The sequence below is a fragment of the Acinetobacter sp. R933-2 genome (assembly GCF_030325485.1).
In the GTDB taxonomy this organism is placed as follows: Bacteria; Pseudomonadota; Gammaproteobacteria; order Pseudomonadales; family Moraxellaceae; genus Acinetobacter; species Acinetobacter sichuanensis.
On the sequence record NZ_JACAIJ010000008.1, the window covers coordinates 85,588 to 105,208 of the forward strand.

The 19,621-nt window shown below is 39.9% G+C and carries 21 protein-coding genes; all 21 read left to right on the forward strand.

The window, feature by feature from the left end; genetic code table 11:
• Window positions 1-5 precede the first annotated feature (5 nt).
• The 21 genes from HX005_RS10995 (at window position 6) to HX005_RS11095 (ending at window position 19,615) form a co-directional block, all read left to right on the forward strand.
• Window positions 6-1,466, forward strand: coding sequence for a phage portal protein family protein (locus tag HX005_RS10995; RefSeq protein WP_286377390.1), 1,461 nt, complete (start codon window positions 6-8; stop codon window positions 1,464-1,466).
• The gene (locus tag HX005_RS11000; protein WP_286377391.1) at window positions 1,466-2,668 is read left to right on the forward strand and encodes a phage head morphogenesis protein; all 1,203 of its coding nucleotides are present in this window, start codon (window positions 1,466-1,468) and stop codon (window positions 2,666-2,668) included. Before HX005_RS10995 ends, HX005_RS11000 begins: the two co-directional genes overlap by 1 nt.
• A gap of 71 nt (window positions 2,669-2,739) precedes the next feature.
• Window positions 2,740-3,696, forward strand: a complete 957-nt coding sequence (locus tag HX005_RS11005; protein ID WP_286377392.1) for a hypothetical protein — start codon at window positions 2,740-2,742, stop codon at window positions 3,694-3,696.
• A gap of 3 nt (window positions 3,697-3,699) precedes the next feature.
• Window positions 3,700-4,077: a hypothetical protein gene (locus HX005_RS11010; protein ID WP_286377393.1), complete on the forward strand. Its 378-nt coding sequence runs from the start codon at window positions 3,700-3,702 to the stop codon at window positions 4,075-4,077.
• Between the two features lie 12 nt (window positions 4,078-4,089).
• Window positions 4,090-5,166 carry a major capsid protein gene (locus HX005_RS11015; protein WP_286377394.1) on the forward strand — a complete coding sequence of 359 codons (1,077 nt, stop codon included), beginning with the start codon at window positions 4,090-4,092 and terminating at the stop codon, window positions 5,164-5,166.
• Window positions 5,167-5,175: 9 nt separating this feature from the next.
• Window positions 5,176-5,454 carry a hypothetical protein gene (locus HX005_RS11020; protein WP_286377395.1) on the forward strand — a complete coding sequence of 93 codons (279 nt, stop codon included), beginning with the start codon at window positions 5,176-5,178 and terminating at the stop codon, window positions 5,452-5,454.
• A gap of 13 nt (window positions 5,455-5,467) precedes the next feature.
• Window positions 5,468-5,908 carry a gp436 family protein gene (locus HX005_RS11025; protein ID WP_286377396.1) on the forward strand — a complete coding sequence of 147 codons (441 nt, stop codon included), beginning with the start codon at window positions 5,468-5,470 and terminating at the stop codon, window positions 5,906-5,908.
• A gap of 7 nt (window positions 5,909-5,915) precedes the next feature.
• Complete coding sequence (locus HX005_RS11030) at window positions 5,916-6,473, forward strand: phage virion morphogenesis family protein (RefSeq protein WP_286377397.1); 558 nt, start codon at window positions 5,916-5,918, stop codon at window positions 6,471-6,473.
• Window positions 6,457-6,888 (forward strand): phage tail terminator protein, encoded by a 432-nt coding sequence (locus HX005_RS11035; RefSeq protein WP_286377398.1) that lies wholly within the window; start codon window positions 6,457-6,459, stop codon window positions 6,886-6,888. Before HX005_RS11030 ends, HX005_RS11035 begins: the two co-directional genes overlap by 17 nt.
• 8 nt (window positions 6,889-6,896) lie before the next feature.
• Window positions 6,897-7,070: a hypothetical protein gene (locus HX005_RS11040; RefSeq protein WP_286377399.1), complete on the forward strand. Its 174-nt coding sequence runs from the start codon at window positions 6,897-6,899 to the stop codon at window positions 7,068-7,070.
• Window positions 7,063-7,800 (forward strand): phage tail tube protein, encoded by a 738-nt coding sequence (locus tag HX005_RS11045; protein ID WP_286377400.1) that lies wholly within the window; start codon window positions 7,063-7,065, stop codon window positions 7,798-7,800. The genes HX005_RS11040 and HX005_RS11045 overlap by 8 nt, the downstream gene beginning before the upstream one ends.
• Before the next feature lie 67 nt (window positions 7,801-7,867).
• Entirely contained in the window at window positions 7,868-8,443 is a 576-nt protein-coding gene (locus tag HX005_RS11050; RefSeq protein ID WP_286377401.1) for a hypothetical protein, read from the forward strand.
• Between the two features lie 62 nt (window positions 8,444-8,505).
• Window positions 8,506-8,787, forward strand: a complete 282-nt coding sequence (locus HX005_RS11055; protein ID WP_286377402.1) for a hypothetical protein — start codon at window positions 8,506-8,508, stop codon at window positions 8,785-8,787.
• A 2-nt stretch (window positions 8,788-8,789) separates the two neighbouring features.
• Window positions 8,790-9,110: a hypothetical protein gene (locus HX005_RS11060; protein WP_286377403.1), complete on the forward strand. Its 321-nt coding sequence runs from the start codon at window positions 8,790-8,792 to the stop codon at window positions 9,108-9,110.
• 201 nt (window positions 9,111-9,311) lie between these two features.
• Window positions 9,312-13,619: a tape measure protein gene (locus HX005_RS11065; RefSeq protein ID WP_286377404.1), complete on the forward strand. Its 4,308-nt coding sequence runs from the start codon at window positions 9,312-9,314 to the stop codon at window positions 13,617-13,619.
• Window positions 13,620-14,030 (forward strand): hypothetical protein, encoded by a 411-nt coding sequence (locus HX005_RS11070; protein WP_286377405.1) that lies wholly within the window; start codon window positions 13,620-13,622, stop codon window positions 14,028-14,030.
• Between the two features lies 1 nt (window position 14,031).
• Window positions 14,032-15,999: a hypothetical protein gene (locus tag HX005_RS11075; RefSeq protein ID WP_286377406.1), complete on the forward strand. Its 1,968-nt coding sequence runs from the start codon at window positions 14,032-14,034 to the stop codon at window positions 15,997-15,999.
• Window positions 15,999-17,618: a hypothetical protein gene (locus HX005_RS11080; protein ID WP_286377407.1), complete on the forward strand. Its 1,620-nt coding sequence runs from the start codon at window positions 15,999-16,001 to the stop codon at window positions 17,616-17,618. Before HX005_RS11075 ends, HX005_RS11080 begins: the two co-directional genes overlap by 1 nt.
• Before the next feature lie 55 nt (window positions 17,619-17,673).
• Complete coding sequence (locus HX005_RS11085; RefSeq protein ID WP_286377408.1) at window positions 17,674-18,936, forward strand: hypothetical protein; 1,263 nt, start codon at window positions 17,674-17,676, stop codon at window positions 18,934-18,936.
• Window positions 18,936-19,226: a carboxypeptidase regulatory-like domain-containing protein gene (locus tag HX005_RS11090; RefSeq protein ID WP_286377409.1), complete on the forward strand. Its 291-nt coding sequence runs from the start codon at window positions 18,936-18,938 to the stop codon at window positions 19,224-19,226. Before HX005_RS11085 ends, HX005_RS11090 begins: the two co-directional genes overlap by 1 nt.
• Window positions 19,223-19,615 carry a hypothetical protein gene (locus HX005_RS11095; RefSeq protein WP_286377410.1) on the forward strand — a complete coding sequence of 131 codons (393 nt, stop codon included), beginning with the start codon at window positions 19,223-19,225 and terminating at the stop codon, window positions 19,613-19,615. Before HX005_RS11090 ends, HX005_RS11095 begins: the two co-directional genes overlap by 4 nt.
• Window positions 19,616-19,621 lie beyond the last annotated feature (6 nt).

Here is a 19,621-nt window from a genome sequence, read left to right on the forward strand (position 1 = left end):
AATACATGGCAAAGTCAAATAAAGGCAAAGCGTCAAAAAAGGCTTTGTCGAGTGGAAGTTTATATTCTCAAGAAGCTGTAACGCGTTTTTTAGTTAATTTTGGTCGTCAACCTGATACAGATGAGGTTTTAAGGAAAGCAGGTATTCAACGGCACAAACTTAAAATCATGCTAGATGATGATGAAATTGCCCAAACTGTTGAAACGCGCTTAGATGCTCTACTTGCTGCACCATTTCGCATTGAACCAAATGATACGGTAGAGGCTGAGTTTCTTAATGAGACAATAAAAGAGTGGTATTTTGAAATCGTATCATGTGGTCTAAACGCGCTGTTCTTTGGTTATTCTGTTCAAGAAGCTGTGTATGAACTAAAGCCCGAAGGTTATGTTGGTTTAAAATGGATTGGTGAGAAACCGATGCAATGGTTTGAGCCAAAGAATGATGGTCGCTTAATCTATCGACAAGATGGCATGATGACTGAAAAAGAGGTTGATCAAACTTTTAAATTCTTTCTAACACGTCGTAAAGCGAGTTATGAGCAACCATACGGCAAAGCCTTATTGGCTACTCTATATTGGTTATTCTTCTTCAAGCAAAACGGTTTCAAGTTTTGGGCTAAATTTTTAGAGCGTTTTGGCACACCGATTTTACTTGCAAAAGTAAAGAGTAAAGGCACAACCACTGAAGATATGAATAATGCATTGCTGAATGCACATGCTCAAAGCGTATTGACGATTGATGGTCAAGATGATGTGCAGATGCTTTCAACTTCTGGTACCAGTGGATCTACAGGTGGTGCGTTTGAATCTTTTAACAATCAATTGCTTCGCCAAATCCAAAAAGTTGTATTAGGTCAGACACTCACGAGTGGAAATGATGGTGGTGGTAGTAATGCTCTAGGTCAAGTACATGAGAATGTACGGCTTGATAAATTGAAATCCGATATTCGTTTGGTCACACCTACACTTCAAGCAGTTGTTAATGCATTGTGCAAATTAAACAATTGGAGTGAGTATAAGGTGATGGTGGGTGAAAAACCCAAGCCATTGAATAAGGACCAAGCTGAGCGTGACGCACATTTAAAGAATGCTGGAGCAAATCTTACACCGCAGTACTTTAAGCGTGAATATAGTTTACAAGAGGGGGATGTTGCAGAACCCGAACAAGTATCACAAACTCAATTTAACGCGCTACCAAAGCGCGTTTTTAGTTTTAAAGCGAGTTCGCAGAATATATCTTCACAGCAACAAGAAGTTGAAGAATTAACGGATGGTCAAGGTGATTTACAGCTTTTAAGTAATGAACAAATTAAGCAACTTGCTGCTGAGTCGAATAATCCAGAAAGTCTGATATTTAACTTAACGCAGTTGATTCCTGGTGCAACACGCACTCAGTTCACAACTGCTTTAGACCAAGCCTTATATGCTGCTGATATTTTAGGATATGCAACAGCGAGTGAGGAATAATGCGACCAGTTACATTTCTTGAAGCGCTTCATTACGCTCATAGTAAAAACATTGTATTACCTGATGAGTTTTACTCAATGGATCTTAAGATGCGACAAATGGCAACCACTGTGAGTTTTTTGTCGAGTCTTGAACAAGTTGAGTCGGTAATTAACTCGTTAAATAAAACTTTGGCAAATGGTGGTACTTTTCAAGACTTTCAGAAACTTGTCGCTGATGCTGAAATTATATTACCGAGGCACTATCTGGATAACGTATTTCGAACCAATATCCAAAATGCCTATGGATATGGGCGTTGGGTACAACAGGAGAGAAATAAATCTGGTCGCCCTTATTTAATGTATTCAGCGATCGAAGACAGTCGAGTTCGTCCTAGTCATCTTGCTTTGAATCGAATTGTGAGGCATATCGATGATCCATTTTGGTTGACACATTATCCGCCATTGGGATTTCGCTGTCGCTGTACTGTTATAGCACTTACGGAAGCAGAAGCACTCAAATATGGAATTACACCTGATGACAAATTGCCTGAAGTTGCTGAAGCTTTAGACTGGAGTTCACATCCATTGCAGTTTGGCGAGTTGGAAAGTCTGGTTGATAAAAAGATTAATGCTTCAGTTTTAGATCAGGAGTTTCTACTCAGTCAAAAACAAGCAATAAAGGCAGAATGGGGTGCATCTAAAAAGTTAAATAGTCTTTTAGCGCCAATGAGTCCATTAAGTCGAGACTTATTTGACACAATTGCAAATACTGTTATTCCGCTAGATCCATCAATTAGACCAAGCGCTATTAAAACATTGATTGATTATGTGCAAAGTAATGATGCTGCTTTAACTGCTTATTTAACTCAACCATCAATCAGCCTTGCCGATGATGTACTTAAGCGTTGGGTAAAAGAGGACATGGCAAAACTTCAAGCAATATCAGTAAATACAGCGACCACAGTAACAGGCTCAACGATGCTTGCTTATGCAGCATCTCTTGAGGTTGGTAAGACTATTACTCTGAACGCGCCATTATTTTTATCGGGTCAGTCAGATGTGATGATTCAAGTTGAAAATGCTAAAGGTCTTGGGATTGATCTTGAAAAGTTGAATGCTGGGCAAGGTGTTTTATTTGAGCTTGGTTTGGCATTTGAAGTGGTTTCGATTGAAACCAAGGATGGCCAGATGGTTTATACAGTAAAGGCTTTGATTAATTAAATGTAATAGTGATTAACAGTCAACAGAACAAGATAACCACCTTCGGGTGGTTTTTTATTGGAGCATGGAAAATGCCAGATGATGAAAAGCCTAATCAGTATTGTTTTCAGCTCGGGCAACTGAGTGTTGATAGTGCTGAAGAAGGCAAGAAAAAACGTACATTTTCGGGTGTTGCCTACAGCGGTGAACCCATCACAGACCACTGGTATTGGGATCGAATCATTTTTGATTTGGATTCTATGGAAGTGAAAGGGCGCATTCCTGCCTTGCTTGAACATTCACCACGACAACGTGCAGGAGCAATCAATACACACTCTATTGATCATCAAACAGGTTTAACTGTTTCAGGTGATCTAATGAGTAATGAGTTTGGTACTCAGGTCGCCCAAGACTCGGACGATGGCTTTCCGTGGCAGATGTCTGTGCGAATTGAGCCATCAGCCATTGAAGAAATTCAGGCAGGTGCATCTGTATCAGTCAATGGAAAGATTCATCAAGGACCTATCACCGTGTTCCGTGGCGGTCGTATTCGTGAAGTGTCTTTCTGTGCCTTAGGTGCAGATGACAATACCAACGCTGTGGCAGCAAGCCACACCCCTAAAACTAATTTTAATCAAGAGGACACAGACGTGACCGAACTCGAACAAGCAAAAGCAGAACAAGCAAAAGCTGAACAAGAACGTGATGCTGCACAAACAGAACTTAAACAGTTCAAAACAGATAAGCGTGAAGAAGATATCAAATCACTTGAAACTGTATTGAATAAACAATTTAGCGCAGAAGAAAAAACATCTTATACCAATATGGATGACTCATCTTTTGCATTCATGTCGCAACAAATGAAGCAGTTTGCGGGTGGTCAGCCTACACCAGCACCACCACAAAACAATACGGTACCACCACAGTTTGCGCATTTGTTTAGTCACCAAGCAACAGGTGGACAAGGTACTGGACAACAGGGTGGTGAAGAGAAACACCAATTCACAGCGGGTGCTCAAGCATTTGCAGCACAAAATAAAGGGGCTTAATCCATGAGTAATAAAACATATTTAGGCACAGTAACTCGCGAAACGCGCCCATTTAATTTGGATGTTTCTAAGTTACGTCGTGCGAATGCCAAGGTTACAACGGCAAAAACATATAAAGCAGGTGATCTGCTGACGCTTTCTGAAGCCAATGTGGTTGATCACGCACTTGATGAAAAAACATGGAATGTTGTTTGTGGTCAAGATGTAACAGCTGCTCAGGCAACAAAAATGGCAACAGATGGGATAGAAATCCCGATTTATTTTGGTGGCGTGTTCAGTATTGAAGCAATCCGTTTAGCAGGTGTGTATCTAGATCCTACCAAATATGATGCGGCACGTGCCAAAGCAACCCTAAACCATATTGAATTCTCAAAAGTATAAGGATCTAAATTAATGGCTCAATCATTTATTATTGATGGTGCACCACTCGAATTACTTGATGTAGGCGAGTTGGCGCTGATCCACTCAAACTACAAACCAATGAGCACTTGGATTTTAGAAAAGTTTTATCCAAATCGCCCTGCGTTTGATCGCGATGAAGTTCCACTAGCTGAACTTAATACGGTTCACGATCTTGCTCCATTGGTTTCACCACATCAACCTGGTAAACCATTTGACACTAAACGCGCTGCAAAAGTTGATTTTGTTAAGCCTGCGTATTACAAACCTAAAAATATGGTCACTGCTGCAACGTCATTTGATGAAGCCTTAATGGAGCGTTTGCGTACTGCAGGTATTATCTCAACAGGTAGTCAAAAGCTATCTGATCAAGAGAAAATGATCATTGCTCAAATTGCAGTAATGAAGCGTAATCATGATGCGATTGATAACTCGATCTTACTGATGGCGACAGAGTTATTGTTAAATGGTAAGTACCTGCTTCAGTCAGATGACTATGAATACAACATGGTTGATTATGAGCGTGACGCATCTTTAACATTTACGCCTGCAACCCCATGGAACCAAACAGGTGCAAAACCAGTTTCAGATTTAGAGTTGATCGAAAAGCGACTACTTGATGCAAATGGTGGAAGCTCGAAAGCTTATTTAATGTCAGGCAAGGTTTGGGCTGCATTATTTGCAAATGAAGAGTTTAAAGAGCGCTTCATTAAGCCTTATGCAGGTATTGCTGTGCCATATAAACCAAGCCTAAATGTTCAAGAAGATGCCTCTTTTAAAGGTTACTTGGATGATAAGGAGCTTTGGGTTTATGACGGCACCTATCGTTTGAAATCTGGTGTTAAGCGCTTTATTCCTGATGATTATTTTGGTGCTATTTCTGATCTAAATGGCTCTATTGCTCAGTGCAAAATTAAAAACACATTAGCAAATGGCGCTGTACAGAAATACTTTGACCGTCAATGGTATAACGAAGATCCAAGCGGTATTTTCTTAATGACCGAATCTGCTCCACTTGCTGTGCCATCAAATAAAAATGGTGTGTGCGGTGGTACGGGCTTTATTGTATAAGGAGTAAAAATGCCAAAGTATATTGCGCAACAATCCATCGGGCATTTTATGCCAGGTGATGAAATTAAGGGCTTGAGTGATGAACGCATTCAAGCCCTTTTAGCATCTGGTGCTATCGCAGAGCCGAAAGAGCCAGAGCTTGAAAAGGATGATGGTGCAGCAGCTCAGTTAGCGAGTTTGACTGCTGAGAATGCCGAGCTAAAAGCCAAAGTGACAGAGCTTGAAAAGTCGCTTGCTGCATCTGAAAAGAAACTCGCTGCTGAAATTAAAAAGACAGCAGCATCTTAAAAATAGGTGATCTATGTACGCCACCCGAAATGATTTAGAAACACGTTTCGGGGAAGGGGAAATGCAGCAATTAGAAATAATGCAAACAGTGAGCAATTCAATTGAAGAAGCTTTGCAGGATGCATCAGAAGAAATTGATAGCTATATTGCTGTGCGTTACAAGCTCCCTTTACCCCAAACGCCAAGTACTTTGAAACGAATAGCGTGCAATATTGCGCGTTACCGACTTTATTTTCAGCGACCAACGGAAGAAATTGAAAATCGTTATAAAGCTGAAATCGACTTCTTGAAACGTGTTGCTGATGGAAAAGCTGTCCTGAATATTCTCAATACTCAAAATGAAGTGACTGAAGAAAAACCTGTGAACTCGCCAACAACAATGCCAATCGGTAGTACTTATCGTGGTGGTGTTTTTGGTGATGATGTACTGGGAATGATGCCAAGCATTAAGTGAGGTGTATATGTCGGGTATTGGTATAACGATTGATGCAGATGCTGAATCTGCTTTAATGCAAGCCTTAGCGCGTTTAACAACTTTTGATCAACAAAAACCTGAACTATTCGATGCAATCGGTCACTCTATTGTCAGCAATATTCGTAGTCGATGGATAAATAGCGAGGGATTGGAAGGTAAATGGCGTATCTCAGGGCGAGTAAAGCGACAAGGTGGGACAACTTTACGTGACACATCACGCTTAATGAACTCTATTACTCACAATGTCACGGTAGATGGTGTTGAGATTGGTACCAATGTTGAATATGGTCCCATTCATCATTTTGGTGGTGAGATTCACTATGCTGCACGTATACGCCGTATGTACTTTAGACAAGATCAGCGTACAGGCTTGGTAGGCAATAAGTTTGTCAGTAAAGCGCGTTCTAACTTTATGCAAGAGGTCATGGGTAAAGCATACAAAGTTAATATGCCACGTCGACCATGGTTGGGTCTAACCGAGAGTGATGAACTTGAGGTGCTAACCATAATTCAGGAGCATTTAATAAATGACAGAAGAAAGTAACTTTTTTGCTGTACGCAGTGAGATTGCTGAGAAATTAGCTGAAATTGTTGATTTTAAAAAGATCTATACACCTGCGAATTCAGCGCAAGTGACAGAGTTATCTCAAGTGACTCCTAACGCCCAAGTTTACTATCGTCGTGTGCGTAAAACTGATGATGCGGGTAAATCATCAGCAAATATGTTGAACCAACAGTGGGAAGTCACGATTAGTGAGCGTCATGCTGCATCACAAATGTTTGATGGTTCAGCGGTGCTTGAAAGCGTGGGGCAGCTTACAACAAAAGTATTGAAGTTATTGTCTGGTTGGCAACCCAAGTCAAGCATTCGACCTTTAAATCTGATTGCGGTTGAAGAAGATTATTCAGCAACATGTGTGTATATCACGCTTGTTTTTGAGTCTAAATTTATTGTTTAAGGAAAATTATGGATAAGCAATACAAGGCTTTAAAACCCGTAGGTCGCTTTGATGGTGGCGATACGGTTGGTGGTCTGTCAAATGAACAGATTAAAAAATTAGTAGCAGATAAAGTCATTGAAGAAGTGAAATCATCTGCAACGGTAAAACTCGCTAAAGAGGTAAATAAAGCAAATGGCTAAGAAGAACTATATTTCATTGCAAGGTAAATTTTATTTATCTGAAATCGTAAACGGTGTTGCAGGTGCAATGCGCCACATTGGTAACGTTCCTGAATTTGAGCTTGAAATTACTACAGATCAAGTGGAACATCAAGAAAGTACGTCTGGGCAACGTACAACTGACTTTGTGTTGACGAAAACAACAGGTGTAAATTTTTCAGGTCAGCTTGAAGAGGTTGATGCTGAGAATTTGAAATATATTTTATCGGGCATGACTACTGAGGTTGCAAGTGTACCAGTCGTAGATCAAGCGCTGGGTACTGTGAAAGTTGGGCAGGAAATTAAACTCAATGGTTATGCGTTAACTGATGTCACTTTTAGTGCAGGTGCTACACCTGTAGCTAAGGAAAAATACACGCTTGATGCAGTGTTTGGTACTGTGATTTTTAATGAAGCAATTGTAGAGCCTGTAACAGCGAGTTATACCACTGGTGCAGTCAGCAGTACTACGATTGCGAGTGATTTTAATAAGGAATATGAATTGTTCTTTAAAGGTATTAACACAGCAACAGGTGGTCACATGGCGGTAAATTTGTGGCGTACTAAGAAGTCACCTGAAACCACATTCCCTCTAATTCATGAGGAATTAGGTCAGTATGAAATTTCAGGTCAAGCGCTATCTGATACAACAAAAGGTACGGATGCTGCGCTTGGTTTGTTTGGTTGTGTGGTTAATATTCCTGCAAATTAAAAAATTACAGGCACAAATGATGGCGCGTTAAGCGTCTTTTTTTGTGCCTGTTTTTAAGGATTTCATCATGAATGATTTTTTTCTTGCAAATAATGATGTATATATCAATAAGTATGGTCAAGAAATTAGACAATTTAAAGTCAAAGAATTAGAAAATTGGGTTTCAATCGCTGAACTTATTCGAATCGCACTTAAAAGAAATTATTCAGATGAAAGTATTGAAGCTGCAATTCAAGCAAATAAGTTTAAAGCAATAGCGATGTGTTTACTTGTAACAGATGCAACAGGTGCGCAAATTGATGAGATGATTCAAAATGATGCAGATAAATTTGTTGAATTATTTAAAGATGTGATTAATGTGAATAAAGCATTCTTTGATCAAGAGGATGCTAAAAAAACAAATAAACAAGAGAGTAAAAAAGACAAAACAACATGGTTTGATTCATTTCAAACATTGATTAGTAAAGGGCATAAACACGAGGATATTTTAAATTATAGTTGGGGTGCATTTATGAAATACTTAAAAGCAGCTCAGCGTAATGAGCGAAACCATTTATTAAGCTATGGTGCAACAATGCGGTTTGCTTATCATGCTAATAACAAAGGCTATGCGAGTTATACCAAAGAGATAAATAAAGAATAAATTTACATTGATCAATAATTGTCTTTTGGCTAACCTCTAAATACAACAAAAGGGGAATTATTGTGAAAAAATTATTATTAGCATCTTTATTGTGTATTTCTACATTTGCTGCTGCGACAGAAGTTCGTTCAATTCGAACATCAAATGATTTTATTGAACTCGGTAGCTCTAAAGATTCTGTTTATCAGAAGTTGGGTAAACCAAATAATATTAGTCATTATGTATTAAAAGATCGTGCTGGTTGGTCTCATGCTGCTATTGATTTGAGTTATAAAGTCGATAATGAGAATTATATTGTCACTATTGTGAATGGCGGTGTTTATAAAATCGAATGGGTGCGATGATTATGAGTAACAAGGTTGTTGAGTGTGTCGCGTGTGGTCATGTTGGCGCAACAGGTAAAAAGGGAAGTACTACAATTTTTATTGTTTTACTTCTTGTTATGTTTCCATTGGGTATTATTTATTGGATGCTTAATCGTGGTGGTGGTGTATGTAGTGCATGTAAAAGTAGCAATATCCGTTTGTATGTGCCTAAAAAACAAATACAACAATCAGCACAATCAATAAGTAATAATGTTCAACAAATACAATGCCCTGATTGCTGTGAGTATATTCGTTACGATGCTAGAAAGTGTAAGCATTGTGGAAGTATGATTGGTGGATAAAAGATTATTTATTAGTGTTATGTTTTAAGTGTCTTAAAGCGTATTCGTAAAATAGAAGAATTAATAATAGTTGGGTGAGTTACTGTAAAAAGTTGTAAGTCAATTTTATTGAATATTAAACAATCAAACTAAGTTTTATCAAAAAGCCGAGCTAATGTAGTTCGGCTTTTTTATTGCATATTTAAAAGTTGAGTAAATCGAATGGCTAGAGATCTTACATTTAAATTAATACTTAATGCAGATACAAATAACTTAACGCAAAATTTAGAAAGAAGCTCTGATGCTGCAAAGCAGATGTTTGATCGTATTAAACAAGAAGCAGATCGTTTACGTCAATCGATGCAAATGTCGGATGAAGTCAGCACACTTGTTCAAAGTTTTGACAATGCAAGACTAGAACTAAATAGGCTTTCGGATGCATCAGAAGTCAGCTCTGAAAATATTCAACAAATGGGTGAATACGGTCAGCAAGCAATTAACCGAATGCAAAGCGAGTTGCAGGAAGCGCGTTTGGAGTTAAATCGTCTATCTGCTACAAATGCCACACCGCACGATATTCAAAACGCTCAAGATCGAGTTCGTCAATTAGAGCGCGGTATTGATCAAACACGCATAGCAGTTGAAGCATACCAAGACGCAGCGCGTGCAGCTTCGGAAACACCGCCTGTACCTACAGAATTTCAGCAACAAATCTCTCGACTAGTTACAAATCTTGATGATGTTAGAAATAGCATTGATCAAAATGGTCGAAGTGCAACACATACAAGAGAGCAATTGGAGCAGCTTGCACGAAATGCAACACAACAATTGCAATTGTATGAACAGCAGCTTGAAAGCGCACGTTTAGAAGTTAATCGCCTTGCGGCAACAAATGCAACACCTGAGGATATAGAACGTGCTAGACAGCGAGTCCGTGAACTTGAAACGGGCATTGATCAAGCTACAAATTCATTGCGTGGTTTTGAGAATGCAGCAGGGCGTGGAACACGAGAGCTAGAGCAAGGTGCAAACAGATCAGATGCGGCCCTTGGTAAAGTGGGGCGCAGTATCAACGTACTACAAGGTGCAATGGCTGCACTCGGAATTGGCTTTGGTGTACATGAACTCGCACAGATTGCTGATAATTTTCAAAATATTTCAGCGCAAGTAAACCTTGTTTCTAATGATAGTAAAGAATTATACGAAGCATTGGAAGGTGTTCGACAAGTTGCAACGCGCACAACTTCAAGTCTTGAATCAACTGCTAACCTTTATGCGCGTATCAATCAGGCGGGTAAGGATTTAGGCGTTACTCAGAAGCAAGCATTACAAATTACAGAGGCGATTAATCAATCAATCCAAATTAGTGGCGGTAGTGCTGCTTCTGCTGATGCAGCAATTACGCAATTGATCCAAGGGCTTCAGTCTGGGGTTCTTCGTGGCGAAGAATTCAATAGTATGATGGAGCAAGCACCGCGCTTAACAACGGCTTTAGCTGATAGCTTGAATGTTACGAAAGGTGAACTTCGCGCAATGGCGGGCGAGGGGAAGTTGACTGCTGAGGTTGTAATCAAAGCATTGAAAGAGCAGTCTGCTGTAATTGCTGAAGAATATACTAAAATCCCAACCACTATCGGTGGTGCATTAACAAACCTGAAAACAAATTTCACCATGCTGATCGGTGAGATTGATTCAACAAATGCAGCGTCAAAAGGTATTGTTAGTACACTACTGATGCTCAGTGAAAATCTTGATGTTCTAAAAACATTATTTAATGATACAACTCAAGGTGTTTCATATTTTGGCGAAATTCTTGGAACGATTGACCCATCCATTATTGAATCAGTTAAGAATGCTATAGTTACAGCGTATGATGCTATAAAAATCTTAATTTCAACTGTTGTGGATGTTGGTGTAACTATATTTGATACATTCTCAACAGGTCTGGATGTGTTGTTTAGCTGGTCTGGTGTTATTGATGGTGAGGTAAATCAGAGTGTTAGTGGTTTAGCTGTTATCATTAATAGTGTTGCCATTGCAATAGGTGCTTTATCTGATGGCACAAAAGCAATAGGTATTGGTGTTAGTTTTTTAGTGGGGGCTTTTTATGATGTTGCAGCAGCAGCCACGTATTACATCAAGATGCTTACTTGGGGTGATGTTCGAAAAAAACTAGATGATGACTATAAAGTACTAACAGAACAGCGTGATAAGTATTATGCCGAAGCAGAGAAAAAAGTACTAGAATTTGAATCAAGCACTAAAAAAGCTCTAGACAATAGTGTTTTAAATGCTGATCAAGCAAATCAGAAAAAACTTGCTGATCATAAAGCAAATTTGACACGCATTTTGAGTGAAGAAGCTAAAGCAGAAGAACAGCTTAAAACAAATGCTGAAAAACGAACCGAACTTCAAGCAAAGTTAGCGGAAGCACGTGCAAATAATGACACTGTTGCAATTGGTAAAATTGTAAAGGAATCAAATGCACTGGATGAGGTTGATAATAGAGTCACTCAGAATCGCGTTCAGCGCGATAAGGATAAACTCGAATCAGCTAAAATCTTGGCTGAATCATCAATGGCTTTAAATAAAGGTGTTCTTAGTGATCTAACTAAAGAGGAGTTTTTGCGTGATGGGGTTATCGCAACAATCAATGATCAAGGAAAGCTTGAAGTTACTCATCATGAAAACTCAATCAGGCAAAATGCGGAACGTTTTGCAAAGCTTGAGGCATTATCTGTAGAAGAGAAGAAGCTTGCTCAAAATAGAGTTACTTCAACTCAAGAAACTGGTAATGCAATCATTCAAAACGAAGCATTTATTGCATCTGAAAAAGTGCGTTTAAATGATGTTGCCAATGCTGCATTGAAGGCGGGTAATTTTGAAGCATATAGTCAAGCAAAGTTAGATTTAGATGCTTTGGGTGGTGCTCAAGTAAAGGCAAATCAGCAGCGTGTAGATCAGCATCAACAGTCAAATAATGCTATTCAACAGATTGATGCATCTTCTTTTGCGATGCAAAAAAACTACTCAGATGAACAGGTTCGTTTATCACAAGTAGCAGTGCAAGCAAGAAAAGCAGGTGACTTTGATGCTTGGTCACAGGCAATGTTGCAAATTGATCGACTTGCAGCATCACAAACTCAGGCTGATCAGCGCGTTTCGCAAAGTGACTTAGATACATTGCGTAAGAAAGAGGAAATCACCCAAGAGAAGGTTTCGCTTGCACAACAAATTATTGACTCAACAAATGGCATCATCACGAAAGAACAGGAGTTGCAATTTACATCGCAAGGCTTAGTGGTTGAGTATGATGAGCAAGGTAAAGCTGTCATCAAGAGAAGCCAAACTTTCTCAGAGGCTGCAAAAGCATTAGGTCTTGATACTAGCCAAGCATTGAATCTTGTTTCAGAAGAATTTACCAAGTCAGAAGCAAGCCTAGATGTTGTTATTAATGGTCTTCAAGACATGGGTGCAACGGGTAAGCAAGCAACCGACATGATTTATCAGGGTTGGCAAAAATGGGCTGATCAGGCAAAAAACCAAGCTGAGATTGATGCTGCAAAAGCAAAATTAGTGGAGTTTGAAAAACAAGGTGTGCTCTCAGCGAAACAAGTTCAAATGGGCATGGAATATCTTGACCAAGTGAATGCAAAGATTCCTGAGAATATCTCTGAAATCGAGAAAGCTTATAAGTTGCTTGGTGTTACTTCAAGTATTGAGGCAGATAAAATGGCATCTGCTCAGATGAATGCTTTTAATGTAATGAAGCAATCTGGCACCGCATCGGCAGAACAGATTAGACAAGCACTCATTAATATGGCAGATAAAATTTATGCATCGGGTAATGCTGCAAAAATTGCTTGGTATGAAGGGGAGCTCGCTGCTGCTGGTCTTTCTTCATCTGTAGATGAGGCAGGAAAAGTCACAGTAGATGCTGGAACAAAAATGGAACACTCAATGCATCGCGTTCGTGATGCAACACGTGGTGCTCAGCAAGGTTTTCGTGATCTTGGTGCTGTTGCACGTGAAGAGGCATTATCTACAACTGAGGCGTGGGCGAAAGCACTTGATGCACAATCAGGCGGAATGCATAAAACACCTCAAGGTTCAAAAACTCGTATGGCGTATAACACTGAAGAAATTGCAGCAGAACTTAAAGCAATGGGTTACGACGATAAACGAGCGAAAGAGATAGCTGAGGATTTATATCAAAGCTCGAAAGGTCCTATGAACGGATACAAGAGTGCATCCTCTACATGGTTGGCTAAGAATGGCTATGACTCTGTTGGGGCATTTGCAAACGGAGGTGGTGGTCTATCTAATACACTTTATATCAAAGAAGCATTAGAAAAATATCAAAGCTATGCACCATCTACCAATACTGTTTCGATATCCAATCCCAAATCAACTCGTCGATTAGAAGTATCCAATGGTCAACAAACAGCAAAATTAGAAGGTTCTGATCAAGATGTAGATACGCTAGAAAGCATCATGAGTGAATTTGAAATGCTTAAAAAGAGTACTTAAATGAAACTAATACGTGTAGCAACCAGTGAAGCCGTTCTTATAGAGAACGGTTTTTTTTGGTCTGATGAATTTGATTACAAGCCGATTGAACAGAAACAGCAGTTTGCAGTCGATGGAACTTTAATTATTCAGGAAGGCAAAAAGAAAGCAGGACGACCCATTACTCTTGTGCCATCTAATGAAGGCATGGGGTGGATCAAGCGCCGCGAGTTGTCCAAGCTACAAGATTGGTCAGCACTGCAAGACGAACAATTCATACTTGAGTTTGATTACCCGCACGATAACCGTCGCTTTAATGTGAAGTTCAATCATCAAGAAGGTGCGATTTCAAACCCAAAAACAGTCAAGGATATTCCAACTGTTTCTGAAGATGACTATTACTCAGTCACGATTAAATTCTTGGAGTTATAACATGCCAATTGAAACCAATAATTTGGTTATCTATAAGTCTGAGCGTTTAACTGATACCACTGATGGTGGCGGCAAGTACTCAGGGCAGCAGCTTATTGATGGTCAAAGCAATAATTTATTTAACGATATTTCAGAACTCGATCGCACTATGGGTGATGTGTCGATGCGGAAGATCTTTCCTGCTGTAACGACAAATGACACCGATGTTTTAATGGGTGCCACGGTATTTATTTCCGAATTACCAGCAGATCCAAATGTTTCGGCAACATTGTTCAGTACAAAGGATTGGACAGACGAGCGTCAAAGTGCACAAAACCGTGTTGAGAGTTATCTTGCAAAAGGTGGTCAAGCAGTCGGTTTGCCACTCGACACGCATTGGAAAGGCATGAAGATCCTGCAAACTGTGATGTTTCCAAGTGAAACGGAGCTCAGTGCAGGGAATTCTTTCGTGATTATCTCAAATGAAGGTGGTGCTTTAGAGTTTGAGCAATACGTGCGTATTACTAAGGTTGAAACGCGCATCGGTAAAATGATTATTGATGGTAAAGAGGTTGAGTATAAAGTTGCAACTTATACTTTAAATGATCCTCTGCTTATAGATTTTGTTGGGGTATCGGTTCAACAGTGGTATAGCGGACAAAAATCTACTTCAATTTTACGTGAAACTTTAGTGGCAGATACAGGCAATTATTATTCAAGCGTGGGTGTTGCTGATGATGTGAATGTAGGTACATATACAGTCAATGCAAAGAGTATGTTTACTCAGTTAATCCCTGCAGCTCAGTCTGAAACTCCGATTATTGATGTCAATGCCAACTCGGAAAATATGACATTAATTGCAGGGAATAACGGGACCATCTCAGCGAGTTATCCAACTACGATTGGTGAAAATCAAAATCTGTATTTAGCCTCGAGTGTGATGCCTGGTACTGTGGCTTTTACGCTTTTCAACCAATCGATCACGGATCAGGGCGGTATCTTAAAGAATAACAATGGTATTCAAGTCGGAACAATTGACTATCAGCGAGGTTTAATCCGCTGGACACAAAGCGCAGGTACAGGTAATGCGACGTTAAATATCACTTTTAAACCTGCTTCTGCACCCGTGCAACCTTATCATTCTTATGCTTTGCCTGTGACGCAGAATAATCAAAGCGCCAATTGGACAGGGGTGATTACTCCGATTCCTGCGCCCGGATCGCTGACCATTTCTTATATGGCACAAGGTAAATTCTACGTGTTGAAAGATGATGGTTCAGGTATGTTGACTGGGGCGAGTTCCTCATTTGGATCTGGCACGATCAGCTATGAAACAGGATCTTGGTTGCTCACCACAGGTGCTTTGCCTGATGTGGATACGCCGATCTTATTGCTTTGGGGCACACCAATTACAACGTTTATTCGATCAAATTTAGCAGTTCAACCTGCTGCATTTGAATTTGATTTGGCACAACAAGGAATTGCTGCAAATAGCGTAACAGTGTCATGGTTGCTTGAGGGACAAAGCAAAACAGCAACATCAAACGCGCAAGGGAAATTTACAGGCGATGCCACAGGCACCATCAATTATGCCAAAGGTACAGGGCGCATTGTTCCAAGCAAACTACCGCAAAAAGGTACGGTGTTCACTGTGAACTATAACTACGGTACTGCACTGGAACAGACCAAAGCGAGTAGTCCTGATGCTGATGGGAAGTTAGTGCTTAATATTGGCAGTGGTGCAGCGATTCAACCGAATAGCGTAGAAATTGTAGTGCCGGTACGAGGATCCACACTCGCAGAAGTGACTTTAGTTGATCAGCCGATCAATGCGACTACAGGCAACATGGTCGACCTGTTCGGCAATATTCAAGGCACCATCACCTATGCTTCGGGGTTAGTGAGTATTACTCCATATCTCGATAAAACTATTGAAGTTACAAAATATACAGGTGTGCAATATATGTCATCTGGAGTGAGGACTGCCTAATGTCTTTTTTTTTACCACAAACAACCGAAATTGAAAAAGTTAATTCTCGACATGTTGCATACAGTGGCAGCCCTGATATTAAAATTAAATATCGGGATAGCTCAGGGACCAATGCTGATGTAAAGCAAATCACTGCTGAAAAGCTACAGTTTGATTTAACGAATGGTTTTGATGAGCAAGTTATTGTCGGTTCGGTGCGTTTCAAGCTCGGAAATAATACTTTTATTGATCGAGTCGGCACGCTGTATCGTGATGTGGATCCATCTAATAATAGTGGTACTTTGTCGGGTACGGTTCAATATGGCACAGGCAAAGTCGAGCTAAGCAGCTGGACACCAAGCGTTGATAACAATCTTGTTTTGCAGAGTTTAACGACAACCACAGATATCCCACCAATCAACCAAGTCAGTTTTCGCACACCTGCAATTCCGATTCGTCCGAGTTCTTTAACTGTAGTTGTAGGGACTTTGGAATTTGGTCAACTCACTTTACGAGCTGATGACAACGGTGTGATTGAAACTGCTGAAGCACATGGTGGGATTAATTACGACACAGGTTTTGTCGATCTGTATTTCTATAAAAAGACTGAAATCACTGTAGATAATCGGGAAGAAATTGAAGCAAAAAATTGGTATAGCGTAGAACTTGAATATGAAGAGTCAGGTAAACAATATATCAATTATCCAGTGTGGGTTGCACCTGAATCAGTACGCTACAACGCTGTGGCTTATAGTTATATTCCGCTTGATCAAGAGATCCTTGGTTTATCTGCAACACGCTTGCCACTTGATGGGCGCGTTCCGATTTTCCGCGTGGGTGATATTGGTATTATTAGTGCAACGAAAATGCATCAAATGACTGATCATGTCGCGGGTAAAACTTATGCACTGGATGATCAACGTATTGCCTATTGTGAACTTGAAGATAGTGCAGGTACTAAAGTCCCATACGATATGTATGTGGTGGATTATGACTATGGAAAATTTACTTTAAGCGGTGATTTTGCGTTAAATACTTTAGTTTCGCCGATTTCTGCCAAATATCGTTATCAAGATATGGGTCTAATCAAAGACGTGCAAATTAACGGTCAGGTGACATTTACTAAACCTGTAACGCATAACTACAGTGCTGCTGACTCGATTGTTGGATCTGCATTAGTGATCGGTGATATGCAAGCACGTTACACTCGAAAGTTTGTACAACAAACATGGAATAGTACCTGGGAAGATGAGGCATCAGGCGGTGCAATTTCAGCGCAGTACAATGATGCTTTATATCCGATTATTGTTACAAATAATGGTGCAGCACAGGAACGTTGGGCGTTGGTGTTTACTGACAATACGAATTTTAGAATTATTGGCGAAACATCTGGGCAGATTGGCACAAGTACTGTGAATACAGATTGTGAGCCAATCAACCCAGTCACAGGCGCACCATACTTTAGCGTGAAGAAAGAAGGTTGGGGTGCAGGTTGGGCATCGGGTAATGTTTTGCGCTTCAATACGATTGCTGCAACGTTCCCAATTTGGTGTATTCGCACTGTAAAACAATCCGAACCAAGTCAGATTTCAGATCAGTTTCAAATCATGTTGCGCGGTGATATTGATCGTATTGTTTGAAGATTAAGTTAATTTTATGACCGCTTTGTGCGGTCTTTTTTATGAGTAAATAAAAATGGTCGCAAATACAGATATTAAGTTTTATGTGCATACCAATAACAATGCACCACAGCTTACTAATAATTTTGGTTGCATGATAGATGTGTTAGATGCGTGTTTGGTGAATGGTTTTGGTGCTCAATCCGTTTCGACGCTTAAAGCATCAGGCAAAGTTGTCACTGTGACTTTTGGTGCCGCACATAATTTGATGCAATACCAAGTGATTAAGATTACAGGAGCGAATCAATCAGAGTTTAACGGTGAACATCGAATTTTATCTGTACCAAATGCGAATTCATTTACTTTTGAACTCGCGAATACAGCAACGGTAACGCAAGCATCGGGCACAATTGTATGTTCATTACCGCCATTGGGTTGGGAGAAACCTTTTAGTAGCACACATAGCAGTGGCACAGGTGGAAAAGCAGCGTATCGTTCTACCAATTTACTCTTACCAAGTCGTCCTTTTTTACGTGTTGTTGATGAACTAGATCCTGCATACACAGCAACGTATGCGAAATATGCAAAAGTTGGTCTAGTTGAAGATATGACTGATATCAATACGATGTTGGGTGTTCAGGCGCCGTATGACTCAGCTAGTCCTGATAAAAATTGGGTGGGTACGGGTTCAGGGACATCAGCAATGAATGGGTGGTCGAGATGGTATTATGCTCATGGTGCGGCATTTACTACAGCGACTAGTGATTCATCAGCACCACCTGTGGGTAATAGAAGTTGGGTGCTGGTTGGAACAAAAGATTATTTTTATATCCTTCCAACTGGAGTTACTAACAATACAGCAGCATTGTTTTATGGTTTCGGTTCTTTTGAAAAATTACTTCAAAATGACACAAGTAATCAGTTCTTGATTTCAACACTCATAAATAATACTGTAAATTCAGGGTATTATAAGGGGCAATCCACTGGAGGGGCTGGATCAGTATCAACCCAAAAAACACTAATTCAAAGAGCATATACACAAAATGCGCAGTATGTTGAAGCAACAACATTTTCACTTGCAGCGGCAGCTCAAGTTTACTCTGGGTCAGCAAATTACATTGGTGCTTCGTCGTTAACTAACAGTAGCCCATTCGCTCCCGTTTATCTTAATGAGACTGTACTGCGAGGGGTATTAAAAGGACTTTATTGGCTATTTCAAATAAAACCCTATGCGCATTTAGCATTTGTTGAGAATGATAAAGAAATCTTTATTGCACTCAATTGCGCGTGTACAACAACTACTGAAGGACAAGTCATTCTAAAAATAGGAGATTTATAATGTTGTTAAATCTCAAAGTAATTTCTGCTGTGAATAATTCAATAGAAGTCATACTGGTTAATACTAAAGGCTTAGCAATTATTGGTACTGTAACTGAAAAGAAAGTTCCAATTCCTTGTCGTGTGCGCTTGTTTGAGAAGAACACAGGGCGCTTAATTGCCGAAACTTTAACAGACGCACAGGGTAATTATGAGTTTGATCATTTAACTGCAGTTAAATTCTTTCTTGTTGCGCATCATCCTGCATCAACTTATAACGCTATTATTCAAGACAATGTGGTGCCGAAATGATTAGACCCTCACTTAATGCCAGTCTGTCATTACTACAGGCTTTAACTCTGTTTATAGACAAAGGTAGCGCAAATGCTACCTTTTCTTTTTATGATGATGCCAAACCTGCAAACACAACCATTGCAGCGAATGATTCCGCAAAACTTGTCACGCTTGAGCTAGAAAAGCCTTGTTTTAAGCAAATTAATTCAAACAGTATTGATTTAATGCCGACTTCAGAAGAAACAGTCATTAAAACAGGTACAGCAGTTTGGGCGCGTCTATACAACGGCGAAGGGCAAGTGGTTGCTGACTTTGATTGTGTGACTGATATGACTTTGAATACACGCAACTTAGTATTGGGTGGTTCGTGGAAATTGGACTCAATTACTTTTAGACCATCAACTTAAGAGGTG

Excerpts from the sequence above, each read along its gene's own strand:
- HX005_RS11045 (WP_286377400.1), top strand. The coding sequence starts at position 7,063 with ATGGCTAAGAAGAACTATATTTCATTGCAAGGTAAATTTTATTTATCT.
- HX005_RS11035 (WP_286377398.1), top strand. The coding sequence starts at position 6,457 with ATGACAGAAGAAAGTAACTTTTTTGCTGTACGCAGTGAGATTGCTGAG.
- HX005_RS11085 (WP_286377408.1), top strand. The coding sequence starts at position 17,674 with ATGGTCGCAAATACAGATATTAAGTTTTATGTGCATACCAATAACAAT.
- HX005_RS11025 (WP_286377396.1), top strand. The coding sequence starts at position 5,468 with ATGTACGCCACCCGAAATGATTTAGAAACACGTTTCGGGGAAGGGGAA.
- HX005_RS11010 (WP_286377393.1), top strand. The coding sequence starts at position 3,700 with ATGAGTAATAAAACATATTTAGGCACAGTAACTCGCGAAACGCGCCCA.
- HX005_RS11070 (WP_286377405.1), top strand. The coding sequence starts at position 13,620 with ATGAAACTAATACGTGTAGCAACCAGTGAAGCCGTTCTTATAGAGAAC.
- HX005_RS11080 (WP_286377407.1), top strand. The coding sequence starts at position 15,999 with ATGTCTTTTTTTTTACCACAAACAACCGAAATTGAAAAAGTTAATTCT.
- HX005_RS11000 (WP_286377391.1), top strand. The coding sequence starts at position 1,466 with ATGCGACCAGTTACATTTCTTGAAGCGCTTCATTACGCTCATAGTAAA.
- HX005_RS11065 (WP_286377404.1), top strand. The coding sequence starts at position 9,312 with ATGGCTAGAGATCTTACATTTAAATTAATACTTAATGCAGATACAAAT.
- HX005_RS11020 (WP_286377395.1), top strand. The coding sequence starts at position 5,176 with ATGCCAAAGTATATTGCGCAACAATCCATCGGGCATTTTATGCCAGGT.
- HX005_RS11075 (WP_286377406.1), top strand. The coding sequence starts at position 14,032 with ATGCCAATTGAAACCAATAATTTGGTTATCTATAAGTCTGAGCGTTTA.
- HX005_RS11090 (WP_286377409.1), top strand. The coding sequence starts at position 18,936 with ATGTTGTTAAATCTCAAAGTAATTTCTGCTGTGAATAATTCAATAGAA.
- HX005_RS11050 (WP_286377401.1), top strand. The coding sequence starts at position 7,868 with ATGAATGATTTTTTTCTTGCAAATAATGATGTATATATCAATAAGTAT.
- HX005_RS11040 (WP_286377399.1), top strand. The coding sequence starts at position 6,897 with ATGGATAAGCAATACAAGGCTTTAAAACCCGTAGGTCGCTTTGATGGT.
- HX005_RS11060 (WP_286377403.1), top strand. The coding sequence starts at position 8,790 with ATGAGTAACAAGGTTGTTGAGTGTGTCGCGTGTGGTCATGTTGGCGCA.
- HX005_RS11030 (WP_286377397.1), top strand. The coding sequence starts at position 5,916 with ATGTCGGGTATTGGTATAACGATTGATGCAGATGCTGAATCTGCTTTA.
- HX005_RS10995 (WP_286377390.1), top strand. The coding sequence starts at position 6 with ATGGCAAAGTCAAATAAAGGCAAAGCGTCAAAAAAGGCTTTGTCGAGT.
- HX005_RS11015 (WP_286377394.1), top strand. The coding sequence starts at position 4,090 with ATGGCTCAATCATTTATTATTGATGGTGCACCACTCGAATTACTTGAT.
- HX005_RS11005 (WP_286377392.1), top strand. The coding sequence starts at position 2,740 with ATGCCAGATGATGAAAAGCCTAATCAGTATTGTTTTCAGCTCGGGCAA.
- HX005_RS11095 (WP_286377410.1), top strand. The coding sequence starts at position 19,223 with ATGATTAGACCCTCACTTAATGCCAGTCTGTCATTACTACAGGCTTTA.